This is a genomic window from Duganella flavida (genome assembly GCF_009857445.1).
GTDB lineage: Bacteria > Pseudomonadota > Gammaproteobacteria > Burkholderiales > Burkholderiaceae_D > Rugamonas > Rugamonas flavida.
In genome coordinates, this window is sequence record NZ_WWCN01000003.1 from 447,491 (window position 1) to 463,067 (window position 15,577).

Here is a 15,577-nt window from a genome sequence, read left to right on the forward strand (position 1 = left end):
GGGACAAGTGTGCACAAGTTATTTAATTCTCACCAGAGGCTTTTGCCTGCTCCTGATAAATCAACAAAGGTTTAGCGCCACTGGTGATGGTATTCTCATCAATAACCACTTTAGTGACATTGGTTTCATTTGGCAGCTCGTACATGGTATCGAGCAGCGCATGTTCCAGGATCGAACGCAGACCACGGGCGCCGGTTTTGCGCGCCAGTGCTTTCTTGGCGATCGCGTGCAGGCCAGCCGGACGGATTTCCAGTTCCGCGCCTTCCATTTCCAGCAGCTTGGAATACTGCTTGATCAGCGCATTCTTCGGCTCGACCAGGATCTGGATCAGCGCTTCTTCGGTCAGCTCGGCCAGGGTGGCAACCACCGGCAGACGGCCCACCAGCTCAGGGATCAGACCGAATTTGATCAGGTCTTCCGGTTCCGCTTCCATCAGCACGTCGCTGACATTGCGCTCGGACTTGCTCTTCACCGAAGCGCCGAAACCGATGCCGGATTTCTCCGAGCGGTTCTCGATCACTTTGGCCAGGCCGTCAAACGCGCCGCCGCAAATGAACATGATGTTGGTGGTGTCGATCTGCACGAAGTCCTGGTTAGGATGCTTGCGGCCGCCTTGTGGCGGTACCGAAGCCATGGTGCCTTCGATCAGTTTCAACAGCGCTTGCTGAACGCCCTCGCCCGACACGTCGCGGGTAATCGATGGGTTGTCTGACTTGCGCGAAATCTTGTCGATCTCGTCGATGTAGACGATGCCGCGCTGGGCCTTGTCGACATCGTAGTTGCAACTTTGCAACAGCTTCTGGATGATGTTCTCAACGTCCTCGCCCACGTAGCCGGCTTCGGTCAGCGTGGTGGCGTCGGCGATCACGAACGGCACGTTCAGCATGCGCGCCAAAGTCTGGGCCAGCAGGGTTTTACCCGAACCGGTAGGACCGACCAGCAGGATGTTGGACTTAGCCAGTTCGACGTCGTCTTTCTTGCCCAGGTGCTTGAGGCGCTTGTAGTGGTTGTACACCGCCACTGACAGGATGCGCTTGGCCGTTTGCTGGCCAATGACGTACTGGTCCAGCAAGTCCTTGATTTCATGCGGCGTCGGCAGGTCCGACTTGGCGCCCGTCACCGACTCGATGGCCGAGGTTTCGTCGCGGATGATGTCATTGCACAGGTCAATGCACTCATCGCAAATGAAGACCGATGGTCCGGCGATGAGTTTCTTCACCTCGTGCTGGCTTTTGCCGCAGAACGAGCAGTACAGAAGTTTTTCGCCGCTGGAGGATTTTTTGTCTGACATGGGCAGTTTTCTTTGGTTACAGGATGCAAGTAATCAGTGCAATGCGGCCCGGAAACTCCGCCTGCATTCACATGCTACCCGAAATAAAAACGAAACGCCCGAACGATTAATCGCCCGAGCGTTTTTTCTAGCTATGCTGCAAAGGTTGCATCAAGCCCGGTTGGTCAACATTTTGTCGATCAAGCCGTACTCTACCGCTTCTTCTGCCGACATGAAACGGTCACGATCGGTATCTTTGGCGATCTGTTCAACGGTTTGGCCGCTGCGTTCTGCCATGATCGAGTTCAGCCGGTGGCGCAGGTACAGGATTTCCTTGGCCTGGATTTCGATATCCGAAGCCATACCTTGCGAGCCGCCCGAAGGCTGGTGAATCATGATGCGCGAGTTCGGCAGCGAGAAGCGCTTGCCTTTGGCGCCTGCGGCCAGCAGGAATGCGCCCATCGAGGCGGCAATGCCGGTGCACAGGGTCGATACATCAGGCTTGATGAACTGCATGGTATCGTAGATCGCCAGGCCGGCCGAAACCGAGCCACCTGGGGAGTTGATGTACAGCGAGATGTCCTTGTCTGGATTTTCGCTTTCCAGGAACAGCAGCTGGGCGACCACCAGATTGGCCATTTGGTCGTTGACCGGACCGACCATGAAGATAATACGTTCCTTCAGCAGACGCGAGTAGATGTCATAAGAGCGCTCGCCGCGACCGCTTTGTTCCACCACCATCGGCACCAGGCCGAGCATTTCGGTGTCCAGCGCCGGATTTCGGTTCATACCAGTCATTCTATTTCCTTGTGAAGCAGCTTTAAGGGCCGGAATGACAATAATACATCATCCGGCCCAAACTGAATTACGCCTGAGCGTTGCTTCCCATCAGTTCGTCAAAGGCGATTGCCTTGGACGAAGTTTTCGACAGGCCCAGTACGTAGTTGACGACGTTTTCTTCCAATACAAGGGCTTCAACTTCGGCCAGACGACGACGGTCGCTGTAGTAGTACTTCAGCACTTCGCGTGGATCTTCGTAGCTTTGTGCGAAGTCTTCGATCTGGGCTTTTACTTGTTCTGGCTGCGCTTGCAGGTTGTTTTCGCCAACCAGTTGCGACAGGATCAGACCCAGGCGTACGCGACGCTCGGCTTTTTCTGCGAACAGTTCTGGTGGGAATGGCACGTCTTTAACGTTCATGCCGCGCTGAGCCATGTCTTGACGGGTCATTTCAGCCAGGCGCTCGGTGTCTTGAGCAACCAGCGATTTTGGCACGTCCAGGGTGGCGGTCTTGACCAGGGTGTCCATCACGGCTTCTTTGTTGCGTGCTTTCACGCGGCCAGCGACTTCACGCTCCAGGTTGACTTTGATGTCTTCGCGCATTTTAGCCACGTCGCCATCGGCCACGCCCAGCGATTTAGCGAATTCTGCGTCAACTTCCGGCAGGTGGGCCCACTCCAGCTTTTGCAGGGTGATGGTGAACGAAGCGGTTTTACCGGCTACGTCTTTACCGTGGTAGTCCTCTGGGAATGCCAGTGGGAAGGTCTTGGCTTCGCCGACTTTCAGGCCAACGGTAGCAGCTTCGAATTCTGGCAGCATGCGGCCTTCGCCCAGTACGAATGGGTAGCCTTCAGCTTTACCGCCTGGGAATTCCACGCCGTCGATCGAGCCAACGAAGTCTACGGTCACGCGGTCGCCATTAGCAGCAACAGCTTCGCCGCCGTCGCCGTGTTCGCCAGCTTCGCCTTTGGTGTGGAAGTGCACGCGCTGTTTGCGCAGGATGTCGATGGTCTTGTCGATTTCAGCGTCGCTGACGTCGGCTTTGACGGTTTCGATTTCTACGGTGGTCAGGTCGCCGATAACGACTTCTGGGTAGACTTCGAAGGTTGCATCGAAGGTCAGCACGCCAGCTGGCGATTCTTGCTTAGGTTCGATGTTAGGGTAGCCAGCTACGCGCAGTTGTGCTTCGTTTGCGGCGTCGTTGAAAGCGCGGCCAACTTTATCATTCAGCACTTCGGTCTCGATCTGATAACCGTATTGTGCTGCGACCATTTTCAGAGGAACTTTGCCCGGACGGAAGCCTGGTGCCTTAGCCGTTTTGGCTTGCACTTTCAGGCGCTTCTCAACTTCAGCGCGGACTTCGGTCAGCGGGAAGGAGATCGTGATACGACGTTCGAGTTTGCCCAAGGTTTCGACTGCAGTTGCCATGTAAAAATCGTCCAAAAAATAAGAAATACAGTTGGTGCGAGGAGGGGGACTCGAACCCCCACACCATTGCTGGCGTCAGGACCTAAACCTGGTGCGTCTACCAATTTCGCCATCCTCGCGGCTTGTTTGCACAAAAGCAAAGGGCGACCTGTAAGTGAAAAGGGTCGCCCTCTTCCTGCTTTCAGAGCAGGAGCTTTCAACTTCAACGCGATATTCTAACGGGTTTTTCGCGGAATGGTGACGATTTTTACCATGTCGCCAACATTCCGCTGTTTTTCGCCCATTTTTGCTTATTTATTGGGCTTTTTCACTCTAAACCAGGCCGCATACAGCGCTGGCAGGAACAATAAAGTGAGTGCTGTGGCCAAAATCAGACCGCCCATGATGGCTACCGCCATCGGCCCCCAGAATACCGAGCGCGACAATGGGATCATTGCCAGCGCTGCCGCAGCGGCCGTCAGGATGATAGGACGGCAACGGCGCACCGCCGATTCGACGATGGCAGTCCACGGATCGTGGCCAGCTTTGATGTCTTGCTCAATCTGGTCGACCAGGATCACCGAGTTGCGGATGATCATGCCGAACAGCGCGATGATGCCGAGGTTGGCCACGAAGCCCAAAGGACGGCCCAGCAACAGCAAGGCCATCGCCGCCCCTGCCACGCCCAGCGGGCCAGTCAGGAACACCAGCAGCGAACGCGAGAAGCTGTGCAGCTGCAGCATCAACAGCGTGAAGATCAGGAACACCGCCAAGGGCAGATTGGCCGCAATCGAGGCTTCCGCTGCGCCGCTATCCGAAGCCGCGCCTTTGACACGGATGGCGTAGCCGGCGGGCAGCGCATCACGCAGCGCTTTCAGTTGCGGCTCGATCTGGCCGGAGACGGTTGGGCCCTGGATGTTATCTGCAACGTCGGACTGCACGGTAATCGCCCAGTCACGCCCTTCCCGCCACACCACGCCCGGCTCCCACACAAAGTGGGCGCGCGCCAGTTGACTGATCGGCACCGACTTGCCGCTGGCAGTCGGGATATTGGTGTCGTTCAGCACGGAGATAGTGTTGCGCTCTTCAATCGGCTGGCGGATCTGGATGTCGATCAGCTTGATACCTTCGCGGAACTGGCCAATGGCGGTGCCGGACAAGATCGTGTTCGCAGCACGCATCACGGTTTGCGAAGTCACGCCCAGCGCGCGCATCTTGTCCTGGTCGAGATCGAGGCGCAGCACCTTGATCGACTCGTTCCAGTTGTCGTTCACGCCAATGGTGTTTGGATTGGCGCGCATGATGTCTTTCACCTGGTCGGCAATCGCGCGCACCTTGTCCACTTCCGTGCCAGTGACGCGGAACTGCACCGGATACGGCACCGGCGGCCCGTTAGGCAGCAGCTTGACGCGGCCGCGCACCTCAGGGAAATCATGCTTGAACACGTCGACGATCTTGTCGCGCAGCGCGGTGCGTGCTTTCAAGTCCTTCGGCAGCACCACGATCTGCGACACGTTCGTCTGCGGGAAAATCTGGTCCAGCGGCAGGTAGAAGCGCGGCGAGCCGGTGCCGACGTAGCTAGTCACGCTGACCACGCCCTCCTGCTTGCGGATGAAGGCTTCGAACTTCTTCACCTGCGCTTCGTTGGCGCTGAAGGTCGTGCCTTCCGGCGTCCACAATTCCACCATCAGCTCAGGACGGCTCGAATCCGGGAAGAACTGCTTCTCGATGAACTTGAAGCCGTAAATACCCAGCGCGAACACAGCCAGCGTGGCGCCGATGGTGATCCAGCGGAATTCAACGCACCAGTTGACCAGCGCACGGAACTTGCGGAAGCCCGGCGTGTCGAACAACTCATGCTCGCCACCGCCGTCGCCATGCGGCTTCACTTTCAGCAGGACGTAGCCCAGGTAAGGCGTGAAGGTCACTGCCACCACCCACGAAATTACCAGCGCCAGCGCGTTAACCGAAAACAGCGAGAAGGTGTACTCGCCTGCTGCGGACTTGGCCAGGCCGATCGGCAGGAAACCTGCGACGGTAATCAGCGTACCGGTCAGCATCGGGATGGCGGTCGATTTGTAGGCGAAGGTGGCGGCGTCGAAGCGCGACATGCCCTCTTCCATTTTGCGCACCATCATTTCCACGGCGATGATGGCGTCATCCACCAGCAGGCCCAGCGCGATGATCAGCGCCCCCAGCGAAATTTTGTGCAGGTCAATGTCCAGCATGCGCATGAACAGGAAGGTCACCGACAGCACCAGCGGAATACTCAGTGCCACCACCAGGCCCGGACGGACGTCCAGACGCAGCTTCGGCTTGCTATGCAAACCTAGCGCCACAAAGCTGACGGCCAGCACGATCAACACCGCCTCAATCAGCGTGTGCACGAACTCGCCCACCGAGGCTTTCACGGCCTCAGGCTGATCGGACACGCGCTCCAGCTCGATACCAACCGGCAGCTTGGCCTTCATCTCGCGCACGGTTTTCTCCATGTGCTTGCCAAGCTGGATGATGTTGCCGCCCTTTTCCATCGACACACCAAGGCCGATCACTTCCTTGCCATTGAAGCGCATCTTGTTGCCCGGCGGGTCCTGGTACTCGCGCTTGATGGTGGCGAAGTCGCCAAGGCGGAAGGTGGTGCCGTTGGCCCGCAACTCCAGCTCTTCAAGATCCTTGACGGTCTTCAGGGCGCCAGTCACGCGCACTTGCAGATTATCGGTCGGCGTTACCAGCACGCCGGTAGCTTCCACCGAGTTCTGCGTGGCGATCTGGTTAACGATGGCCTCGAACGGAATGCCCAGCTGGGCAAATTTCTTGTGCGAGAACTCGATATTGATCTTCTCGTCCTGCACGCCGAACAGCTCGACCTTGGACACCAGCGGCACGGCCAGCAACTGCTGGCGCACGAAGTCGGCGTAGTCCTTCATCTCAGCGTAAGTAAAGCCGTCGCCGGACAGCGCGAAAATGGAACCGTAGGTATCGCCGAACTCATCGTTAAAGAACGGCCCCTGCACGCCGGACGGCAGCGTGCCGCGGATATCGCCTATCTTCTTGCGCACCTGGTACCACGACTGCGCCACCTCTTTCGGCGGCGCCGATTCACGCAGCTTGAGGATGATGGTAGTCTCGCCCGGCTTGGAGTAGCTGGAAATCTCGTCGATATCCGGCGTTTCCTGCAGCTTTTTCTCCAGCTTGTCAGTGACCTGCTCAGCCATTTGCAGCGAAGTCGCGCCCGGCCAGTTGGCCCGCACCACCATCGCGCGGAAGGTGAACGGCGGATCTTCATCCTGGCCGAGGTTGGAATAACTGAGCGCGCCACCAATGAGCAGCACCGCGATCAGGTAACGGGTCAGCGGGATATGCTCCAGCGCCCAGCGTGAGAGGTTGAATCCTTCCTTCATTTGCCGACCCCGTCGTTACCGAGGATCGTGACCTTCTGGCCCGGCTTGAGCAGGTTGACGCCAGCCGTGACCACGGTCTGGCCGGCCTTCACGCCGCTAGCCAGCACGATATCGTTGCCCGCCACACCGCCGATGGCAACCGGCACCAGCTTGACCGCGCCCTGCTCCACGATCCACACCGAGGTGGCTTTTTTCTCATAGAACAGCGCGGTCAGCGGCACTTTGATCTGTGGCGTCGGCGTTTTGGAGGCGAACTGCACCACGGCAGTCATGCCCAGTTTGGCTTCGGCCAGCGAGTCGGGAATCGACACTTTGACGGTGTAGGTACGGGTGGAAGGATCAGCCACCGGCGAAATTTCGCGAATCTTGCCGGCCACCGCGTTCTTTGGATCGGCCCACAGGCGCACCTGCACGTCGGGAACGCGGCGCAAGCTGTCCACCTTATCTTCGGGAATGCCGATGACGATTTCCTTCTCGCCCGATTTGGCCACATTCACCACCGGCGTACCAGCCGCAACCACTTGGCCGATCTCGGCGCTGACCGCCGTCACCACACCATCCACATCCGACAGCAGCGAGGCATAGCCGGCCTGGTTGGACTGGCCGCGATAACCAGCCTGCGCCGCATCCACATTGGCTTGGGCGGCTTTGTAAGTGGAATCCTTGGCGTCCAGCACAGCCTGGCTGACGAAGCTCTTACTGCGCAGTTCCTGGTAACGCTGCAGCTCGGCCTTGGCGAGGTCGCGATTGGTCTCGGCCGCACGCAAGTTAGCCAGCGCCTGTGCCTGCGACAGCTGCAAGTCCTGCGGATCAAGCTGCATCAGTACCTGGCCCTTCTTGATCAGTGTGCCCACATCCACCTTGCGGCTGACAATCTTGCCGGCGACGCGGAAACCGAGGCGCGACTCCACCCGCGCCTTCACTTCACCGGAAAATTCGGCATTCACATCGACGTCGCTGCTGGCTAGCGAGATGGCGCGCACCGGGCGGATATCTTCTGTTTTCTCCGCCTGCTTGGAGCAAGCGCCCAGTACAGCCAGCGCCGAGGCGGCGACCAGCACATTCTTGAGAGTAGACACGAGGGGCTTCCTTTTTAATGACTGACAGGTTATTTATTGATTATAAGCTGAACAACGTCCTTTGCAAATGACTTGTGCGTCATTAATTTTTGGCATGAATACTTGCTCTCATTTCAAGATAGCACTACCATTACGCGCTGGAAACCAATCACACACCGGCACCTGCCGTTCTCCCCGTTTATGCCGGTCGATCACTACGAAAACTTCCCTGTTGCCTCCATTTTGCTGCCCAAGCGCCTGCGCCCGGCGGTAGAAGCAATTTACGCCTTCGCCCGCAGCGCTGACGATTTGGCCGATGAAGGAAATGCCACGCCGGAAGAACGCCTGGCGGCGCTGAATGCCTATGAAGCGGCCCTGGACCGCATCGCCCAGGGCGAGAGCGACCATGAACCGATGTTCGAACGGCTGGCGCAGGTGGTGCGCGAATACGAGATGCCGCTCAAGCCGCTGTACGAATTGCTGTCCGCCTTCAAGCAGGATGTGCTGGTGACGCGCTACCAGACTTACGACGCGCTGCTGGACTACTGCGCGCGCTCGGCCAATCCGGTCGGCTTCATGATGTTGCACCTGTACGGCGCGGCGGATGAGGACAATGTGCGCGATTCGGACGCCATCTGCACCGCGCTGCAGCTGATCAATTTCTTGCAGGACGTGGCGATTGATTTACACAAGGAACGCATCTACATTCCGCTGGAAGACCTGAACCGCTACGCGATTTCGCCGGCGGCGCTGGAACACCCCAGCGCCCGCCCGCGCTGGCGTTCGATGATGCGGTTTGAAGTGGATCGCGCCCGTAAGCTGCTGCTGAGCGGCGCGCCGCTGGCCTTGCGCTTGCCCGGCCGCATCGGCTTTGAACTGCGCATGGTGGTGCAAGGCGGCTTGCGCATTCTCGATGCGATTGAGGCGGTGGAATACGACGTCTTCCTGCACCGCCCCAAGCTGGTCCGGCGCGACTGGATGGGCATCTTCTGGGCCGCCGTACGCATGAAAAAACGCCTGGCAGCCACGCCCCGCACGGCTTGATGCAGCTCAATTGACGCTCATATTGCGAGGCCTATACTCGCAACATGGCTGATATGAACAGAGAAGAAGCGGATGCAAAAATCGGCGCGAGCGAAGCGCGTACCGATTCTAAATTTGCGACCGTCCTCGCCAGGTTCGATGCGCTCACCGCCGCAGTGCGCGAGATGAAGGCGGAAATGCGCAATATAAAAATGACGGTGATTCTGACCGGCGTCAGCACAGGTCTCGCAGTCATTTTCGGTGTGGCCGGCTTCAATGCCTCGCTGCTCAACAATATGCTCGCCTCTTACGACTCACGTAAGGAGCGAGGCCAATGGCAAAGCGAGATCAGGAAGCAGTCCATCGAAACCGAGCTGGCACTGACAAGAATTCGCAAACAACTTGACACAATTGACGCGCGACAGGCGCAAATGAGCGCTGAGTTCGAAAAAATCAAACAGGAGCGAGCGTCTGGGCGGAAATGATTTTTTGCTCGGTGCGTTCTTGCGGGATGGGCGCGGACGAGGACGGCGGCGTGGCTTTCGGCGCGACAACCGGCGTTGTTTGCGGCTTAGATTGCTTCAGCACGAACTCACGCAGTGAAGCCGCTTCCGACACCGACAGCGCCGTCTGGCAATTCACGCCTTCGTTGGAAATCTGCCACTCTTGGTAGTCGCCCACGCTCAGCGAGCGCTGTTTCTGGGCGTCCAGCAGCTTGCAGTGGCTCGCTACTTCCTGCGCTTCCGACAGGTGCTGGGTGTAATACGTGGCCGTTTTCATGGGCGCTGCGTCCTCCGCAGACGAACCTTCACACCCAGCAAACACTGGCAAGATGATCAAGGCTGCGACAATCTGCGACTTCATACGAATACAATCTCCCGAAAAGGTAACATATTGTATCCTTAAATCACGCTACGTTGCAGTAGGTGGTCCCTTCAGTTCAACCACATTACCTTCGGGGTCGGCCACATAAATCGACGGCCCCTCCCCCTCGGCACCGTAGCGGGACTCGACAGCGCCTGCCTCCACACCATGTTCGGCCAGGTGCAAGCGGATCGCCTCGGCATCAAATGGTTCTACCCTCAGGCAGAAATGGTCCATATTGCGCCCCTCCTTGCCAGGCGCCGCGCCGCCCATGCGGCCCAGCTTGCTGTCCAGGGGCACCAGGTCGATCAGCGAGCTGCCGGCGCGCAGCTGCACCAGCCCGATTTCATCCTGCCGCCGCTGCACAGGACAACCCAGTGCACCGCAATAAAAGTCCAGCATCGCCGCCAGATCCACCACCCGCAGCACGACATGGTCAATTTCCCGGATAGAAATCATGTCAACTCCACCAAATAATGAACCGAGACTGTAACTCATTCCTATAAAATAGCGGCTTCGAACAGTCCATTGCTTTTTTATCCATGTCTCCCGACGACTACTGCCAGCAAAAGACCGCCCAAAGCGGCTCCAGTTTCTACTACAGCTTTCTGTTCCTGCCGACGGAGCGTCGCCGCGCCATCACCGCCCTGTACGCGTTTTGCCGCGAAGTGGACGATACCGTCGATGAATGCACCGATGAATCGATCGCCCGCATCAAGCTGGCCTGGTGGCGCAAGGAGATCAGCAGCATGTACGCCGGCCAGCAGACGCACCCGGTAACGCAGGCGCTGCAGCCGCATATCGCGCCGTACAATCTGAAGGAAGAGCACCTGCAGGCCATCATCGACGGCATGGAGATGGATCTGAACCAGACCCGCTACCTCGATTACACCGCGCTCAGCAAATACTGCTGGCACGTGGCCAGCGTGGTCGGCATCCTGTCGGCCAGCATCTTTGGCGTGACCAATCCACAAACCCTGCAGTTCGCGGAAAAGCTGGGCCTCGCATTCCAGCTGACCAACATCATCCGCGACGTCGGCGAAGATGCCCGCAAAGGCCGCATCTACCTGCCGATCAACGAGCTGCAGCAGTTCAACGTCACCGCCGCCGACATCCTCAACAGCAAGCACAGCGAGAAGTTTGAGCAGCTGATGGCGTTCCAGGCCGCCCGCGCGCAAACCGCCTACGACGAAGCCTACGCCCTGCTGCCAAAAGAAGACCGCCGCGCCCAGCGCCCGGGCCTGATGATGGCTGCCATCTACCGCACCGTGCTGACCGAAGTCCAGGCTGACGGCTACCACGTGCTGAACCAACGCATTTCGCTGACGCCGCTCCGCAAACTCTGGCTGGCCTGGAAGACCTACATCCGTGGCTGATCCGGATATCGCTGGCATGCCGGTCGACAAGCGCGGCCAGGCGGATAGCGGCGTAGTGGCGCGCTCCATCGCCGTCATCGGCGCCGGCTGGGCCGGTTGCGCCGCTGCTGTCGAACTGGCGCGCGCCGGCTACAAAGTCACCGTGCTGGAAGCGGCCCGCAGCCTCGGCGGCCGCGCGCGCCGCGTGGAAACCGACCGCAAGCAGCTGGACAACGGCCAGCACATCCTGCTCGGCGCCTACAGCGAAACCCTGCGCCTGATGAAGCTCACCGGCGTCGACCGCGAGCAAGCCCTGCTGACGCTGCCGCTGCAAATGCGTTACGCGCCCGATACCGGTGGCATGGACTTTATCGCGCCAGCATTGCCGCTGCCGGCGCCGCTGCACCTGGCCGCAGCCCTGCTACGCGCCAAGGGCCTGCAACGAGAAGACAAACTCAGCCTAGCACGTTTCTCCACCACAGCCCGCTGGATGGGCTGGCAACTCGACACTGATTGCAGCGTCAGCGAACTGCTGCAACGCTTCGACCAGACCGAACGCCTGATTCAGCTGATGTGGCGCCCACTGTGCCTGGCCGCGCTCAACACGCCCCCGGAGCGCGCCTCGGCGCAGGTGTTCCTCAACGTGCTGCGCGACAGCCTGGGCGCCAAGCGCCGTGCATCAGACATGCTGCTGCCGCGCGCCGACCTGAGCGCCTTGTTCCCGGAAGCCGCCACCCGCTACATCATGGCCAATGGCGGCTCGGTGCGCAGCGGCGCCAAGGTGCAGGCGCTGCGCTCGATTGAAGGCAGGCTGTGGCAGCTGGACATCAGCGGCGCTGCGGTCGGCGGCACATGGAGCACGTATTTCGGCGGCGTGGTGCTGGCCACCGGCGCGGCCCAGGCCGCCGCTCTGTTGCACGACATCCCGGATGCCGATACCACTGCCCTGTGCAGCCAGCTGACCGCCTTCGAGCCGGAAGCCATCACCACCGTCTATCTGCAATACGAGGCCGCCACCAGGCTGGACTTGCCGTTCTACGCCCTGCTCGATGATCCGGACAGCCACCAATACGGCCAGTTTGTGTTCGACCGCGGCCAGCTGGACGCTACCCAAAATGGCTTGCTGGCGGTGATCATCAGCGCCTCCGGTCCGGCCGCCGCCCAGCCGCAGGAATTGCTGGCCGAGGCCGTCGCGGTACAGCTGGCCGTGGTATTCCAGCGCCCGGAACTGGGCCGGCCGGCGTGGTTCAAGGTCATCACCGAAAAGCGCGCCACTTACGCCAGCTCACCCGGTCTGGTCCGCCCCGACAACGCCACCGGCCTGCCGGGGCTGGTGCTGGCCGGCGACTACACCGCCGGCGCCTACCCGGCCACGCTGGAAATGGCCGTCCGCAGCGGCGTCACTGCCGCCCAGTTGCTGAAAGGGAGCGCCGTCCAGTAGCCCTTTTTTGTCGCCTGTGCCGCGTCTTGTGCAGCCTGTCACACGCCGATGGCGTCTGGACAGCCTCTTGGGTACAGTTGCACCATCGGCAAAAAGCACGCAACATTGTGGATTTGATATCATGACCAAGCAGCAATACCTCGACGCGCTCAAGCAGGCCATGCAGGGTCTGCCGCCAGAAACGGTGGCCAAGACCCTGGCTTACTATGAGCAGCGCTTCATCGACGGCCAGGTCGCCGGCCAGAGCGAAGCCGAGGTCTTCAAGGATCTGGACGAGCCGCGCAAGATCGCCATGACCTTGCGCGCCAGCGCCCACATGAGCGCCTTCGAACAAAAGAAAACCCCGTTCAATCTGTTCCGCTTGATGGCTTCCTTCCTCGGGCTGGCCATCTTCAACCTGTTCATGGTGATCCCGGCGATAGTCTACGCCAGCCTGCTGGGCGCCATCTACATCTCAGCGTTCGGCTTCTACATCGGCGGCGTGGCGCTGACCGCCAGCGGCCTGTCGGGCCAGAACGAACTGGCACTGGAAGGTCCGCTGCGCCACCTGATGGAATACACCAACACCCATTTCGACACCCATGAAGAGGAAGAAGACGCCCAAGGCTGGCGTGTTTCGATCAACAACATGGGCGTGCAGGTCAACAAGGACGATAGCGAAACGCCGCCGGACGAAGAAGGCCTGAGCCGCAGCGGCAAGCTGCTGAACCGCGCCGAAGCGGTGGCCGCCGGCGACGTCCACATCACCACCGATTTCGATAGCGGCGCGCGCACCACGCAATCCTTGATCGGCTTAGGACTGATCCTGGGCGGCATCGGCCTGTGCTTGGTCAGCGTTGTACTGACCCGCTACACCGTGATCGGTTTGAAGCGTTACGCGGCGATGAATGCCTCGCTGCTGCGCGGACGTTGAAGGATAAATGATGCGCGCATTAATGAAAATTGGAGCTGGCCTGCTGTTGCTGGCGTTTGTGCTGATTGGCGTGACCTACAGCATGTTGAAGGCCTACGGCAGCAGCAGCCCGACCAGCGTGGCCGGCCGCTCGCTGGGCACCGAGAGCCGCAAGATCGACGCCATGGCCACCGTGGTGGAGTTGAGCGGACCGATCGACCTGATACTGATGCAGGGCCAGACCGCCACGCTCAAGGTGCGCGGCGAGCAGCGTTCGCTGGCGAATATCGAGACCATACAAGACGGCCGCGATCTGCACATCGGCACCAAGGGCATGCTGCTTAATCCGCGCCATCGCTTGCAGGTGGAGCTGGTGCTGCCGTCGCTGGAGGAACTGGTGGTGCACAGCAGCGGCGATACCAAGGTTAGTGGCTTTAACGGCGAACGGCTGGAATTGCAGCTGCACGGTTCGGGCAACGTGAGTTTCACTGGCCGCTATCGCGACCTGACGGCAGGTGCACACGGCAGCGGCAATTTGAACCTGAATGCGGGTAGCAGCGAGAATGTGGAGCTGGAGATGGTGGGATCAGGCCAGATCAGCGCCGCCGGCAGCTGCAAGACGCTGAACGCGGAATTGACCGGTTCCGGCGACTTGAATGCGCGCCATCTGGCGTCGGACAAGGTGACCGTGAATCTGAAAGGCTCGGGCACCAGCCACGTCTTCGCCAAGCAATCGGCCGACCTGACCTTGCGCGGCAGTGGTGATATTCGGGTGCTGGGCAATCCGGACCAGCGCAACGTTCACCGCACCGGTTCCGGCGAAGTTACCTGGGAGTGAGCCACGCAAGCACGTCGCGCGCTGCCGCAACGCCGCCGGCAAAGCATGCCGTGAGCAGGTAGCCGCCGGTCGGTGCCTCCCAGTCGACCATCTCACCGGCCACGAACACGCCCGGCGCAGCTTTCAGCATCGTCCCTTCCAGCGCCGACCAGCACACGCCTCCCGCACTGCTAATCGCTTCATCGATAGGCCGCACGCGCTCCAGCCGCACCGGCAAGCGCTTGATGGCCTGCGCCAGCTGCGCCTCGTCGGCAAACTGCTCCTTGCTTAAACACTCGCGCAACAAGCCTGCCTTCACGCCCTTGATGCCAAGCCGGCTTTGCAAGTGCGTGGACATCGAACGCGCACCGCGCGGCCGCGACACTTCATCGGCCACACGCTCCGCACTCAGGTCCGGCAGCAGATCCAGCCAGATAGTAGTGCTCCCCTCCGCCGCAATCTGGTCGCGCAGCGCAGCGGACAGCGCGTAAATCAAGCTGCCCTCGATACCGCCCTGCGTCACCACAAACTGCCCTTGCTTGCGCATTTCCTTGCCCTGCGCATCGCGCGCAATCACGGCCACCGTCATCAACGGCTCGCCCGCGTGGCGGCTGCTGAAATACTCGCTCCAGTTCACATCAAAGCCGCAGTTGGCCGGCACCAGCGGAGACACCTCCACGCCGCGCGCCGCCAGCAGCGGCATCCACGCGCCATCCGAGCCGAGACGCGCCCAGCTCGCGCCACCCAGCGCAAGGATCACGGCGTCCGCATGCACCTGGCGTTCGCTATCTTCGGTGCTGAAGCGAAGAGCGTCATCCTGCCAGCCCAGCCAGCGATGGCGCATATGGAACTGCACACCACTCTCGCGCAAGCGATGCACCCATGCGCGCAACAGCGGCGCAGCCTTCATATCAGTCGGGAACACGCGGCCCGAGGTACCGACAAAAGTCTCAAGCCCCAGTCCATGCACCCAGTCGCGCACCGCCTGCGGACCGAAATCATCCAGCATCGGACGCAGAGGCTCGGCGCTCGCACCATAGCGCGTGACGAAACCAGCATATTCCTCGGCGTGCGTAATATTCATGCCACTGCGCCCAGCCAGCAGGAACTTGCGGCCGACCGAAGCCATCGCGTCATAAACGTCCACCTGAACGCCGCCCTGCGCAAGCGTCTGCGCTGCCATCAAACCGGCGGGACCGCCGCCGATGACGGCGACGCGAAAAGGTGTCAAACTAGACTGCATGTGAGGTCCAAATCAAAAACAAGGGAGA

At 60.1% G+C, this 15,577-nt stretch carries 14 protein-coding genes and 1 tRNA gene; 6 read left to right on the forward strand and 9 right to left on the reverse strand.

The annotated features are described in order from the left end of the window. Positions 1–22 precede the first annotated feature (22 nt). From clpX to GTP46_RS06590, 6 genes are all read right to left on the reverse strand, one after another. Positions 23–1,291 carry an ATP-dependent Clp protease ATP-binding subunit ClpX gene (clpX, locus tag GTP46_RS06565; RefSeq protein WP_154378856.1) on the reverse strand — a complete coding sequence of 423 codons (1,269 nt, stop codon included), beginning with the start codon at positions 1,289–1,291 and terminating at the stop codon, positions 23–25. Positions 1,292–1,441: 150 nt separating this feature from the next. Then, positions 1,442–2,059, reverse strand: a complete 618-nt coding sequence (gene clpP / locus GTP46_RS06570) for an ATP-dependent Clp endopeptidase proteolytic subunit ClpP (RefSeq protein WP_371866049.1) — start codon at positions 2,057–2,059, stop codon at positions 1,442–1,444. Positions 2,060–2,135: 76 nt separating this feature from the next. Further along, complete coding sequence (tig, locus tag GTP46_RS06575; protein WP_161005800.1) at positions 2,136–3,476, reverse strand: trigger factor; 1,341 nt, start codon at positions 3,474–3,476, stop codon at positions 2,136–2,138. A 32-nt stretch (positions 3,477–3,508) separates the two neighbouring features. Then, positions 3,509–3,595: transfer RNA gene (locus tag GTP46_RS06580), tRNA-Leu, on the reverse strand. A 171-nt stretch (positions 3,596–3,766) separates the two neighbouring features. Continuing rightward, positions 3,767–6,856: an efflux RND transporter permease subunit gene (locus GTP46_RS06585; protein WP_161005801.1), complete on the reverse strand. Its 3,090-nt coding sequence runs from the start codon at positions 6,854–6,856 to the stop codon at positions 3,767–3,769. Then, a complete protein-coding gene (locus GTP46_RS06590) occupies positions 6,853–7,935 on the reverse strand; it encodes an efflux RND transporter periplasmic adaptor subunit (protein WP_371869577.1) in 1,083 nt (360 codons plus the stop codon). The genes GTP46_RS06585 and GTP46_RS06590 overlap by 4 nt, the downstream gene beginning before the upstream one ends. Positions 7,936–8,115: 180 nt before the next feature. Between GTP46_RS06590 and hpnC the strand changes: the two genes are divergently transcribed. Continuing rightward, the gene (hpnC, locus tag GTP46_RS06595; RefSeq protein WP_161005874.1) at positions 8,116–8,958 is read left to right on the forward strand and encodes a squalene synthase HpnC; all 843 of its coding nucleotides are present in this window, start codon (positions 8,116–8,118) and stop codon (positions 8,956–8,958) included. Between the two features lie 44 nt (positions 8,959–9,002). After that, positions 9,003–9,422: a hypothetical protein gene (locus GTP46_RS06600; RefSeq protein WP_161005802.1), complete on the forward strand. Its 420-nt coding sequence runs from the start codon at positions 9,003–9,005 to the stop codon at positions 9,420–9,422. Here the strand turns inward: GTP46_RS06600 and GTP46_RS06605 are convergent. After that, the gene (locus GTP46_RS06605; protein ID WP_161005803.1) at positions 9,391–9,717 is read right to left on the reverse strand and encodes a hypothetical protein; all 327 of its coding nucleotides are present in this window, start codon (positions 9,715–9,717) and stop codon (positions 9,391–9,393) included. The two genes, GTP46_RS06600 and GTP46_RS06605, sit on opposite strands and share 32 nt — an antisense overlap. Before the next feature lie 132 nt (positions 9,718–9,849). Continuing rightward, positions 9,850–10,260 (reverse strand): VOC family protein, encoded by a 411-nt coding sequence (locus GTP46_RS06610; protein WP_161005804.1) that lies wholly within the window; start codon positions 10,258–10,260, stop codon positions 9,850–9,852. 83 nt (positions 10,261–10,343) lie between these two features. Between GTP46_RS06610 and hpnD the strand changes: the two genes are divergently transcribed. From hpnD to GTP46_RS06630, 4 genes are all read left to right on the forward strand, one after another. Beyond that, positions 10,344–11,177, forward strand: a complete 834-nt coding sequence (gene hpnD / locus GTP46_RS06615; protein WP_161005805.1) for a presqualene diphosphate synthase HpnD — start codon at positions 10,344–10,346, stop codon at positions 11,175–11,177. 16 nt (positions 11,178–11,193) lie between these two features. After that, positions 11,194–12,597 carry a hydroxysqualene dehydroxylase HpnE gene (gene hpnE / locus GTP46_RS06620; protein ID WP_161005875.1) on the forward strand — a complete coding sequence of 468 codons (1,404 nt, stop codon included), beginning with the start codon at positions 11,194–11,196 and terminating at the stop codon, positions 12,595–12,597. Between the two features lie 121 nt (positions 12,598–12,718). Beyond that, positions 12,719–13,510 carry a DUF1700 domain-containing protein gene (locus GTP46_RS06625; protein WP_161005806.1) on the forward strand — a complete coding sequence of 264 codons (792 nt, stop codon included), beginning with the start codon at positions 12,719–12,721 and terminating at the stop codon, positions 13,508–13,510. A gap of 22 nt (positions 13,511–13,532) precedes the next feature. Then, the gene (locus GTP46_RS06630) at positions 13,533–14,327 is read left to right on the forward strand and encodes a head GIN domain-containing protein (protein ID WP_229258819.1); all 795 of its coding nucleotides are present in this window, start codon (positions 13,533–13,535) and stop codon (positions 14,325–14,327) included. Here GTP46_RS06630 and GTP46_RS06635 read toward each other — a convergent pair. Continuing rightward, complete coding sequence (locus tag GTP46_RS06635; protein WP_161005807.1) at positions 14,314–15,549, reverse strand: TIGR03862 family flavoprotein; 1,236 nt, start codon at positions 15,547–15,549, stop codon at positions 14,314–14,316. The two genes, GTP46_RS06630 and GTP46_RS06635, sit on opposite strands and share 14 nt — an antisense overlap. Positions 15,550–15,577 lie beyond the last annotated feature (28 nt).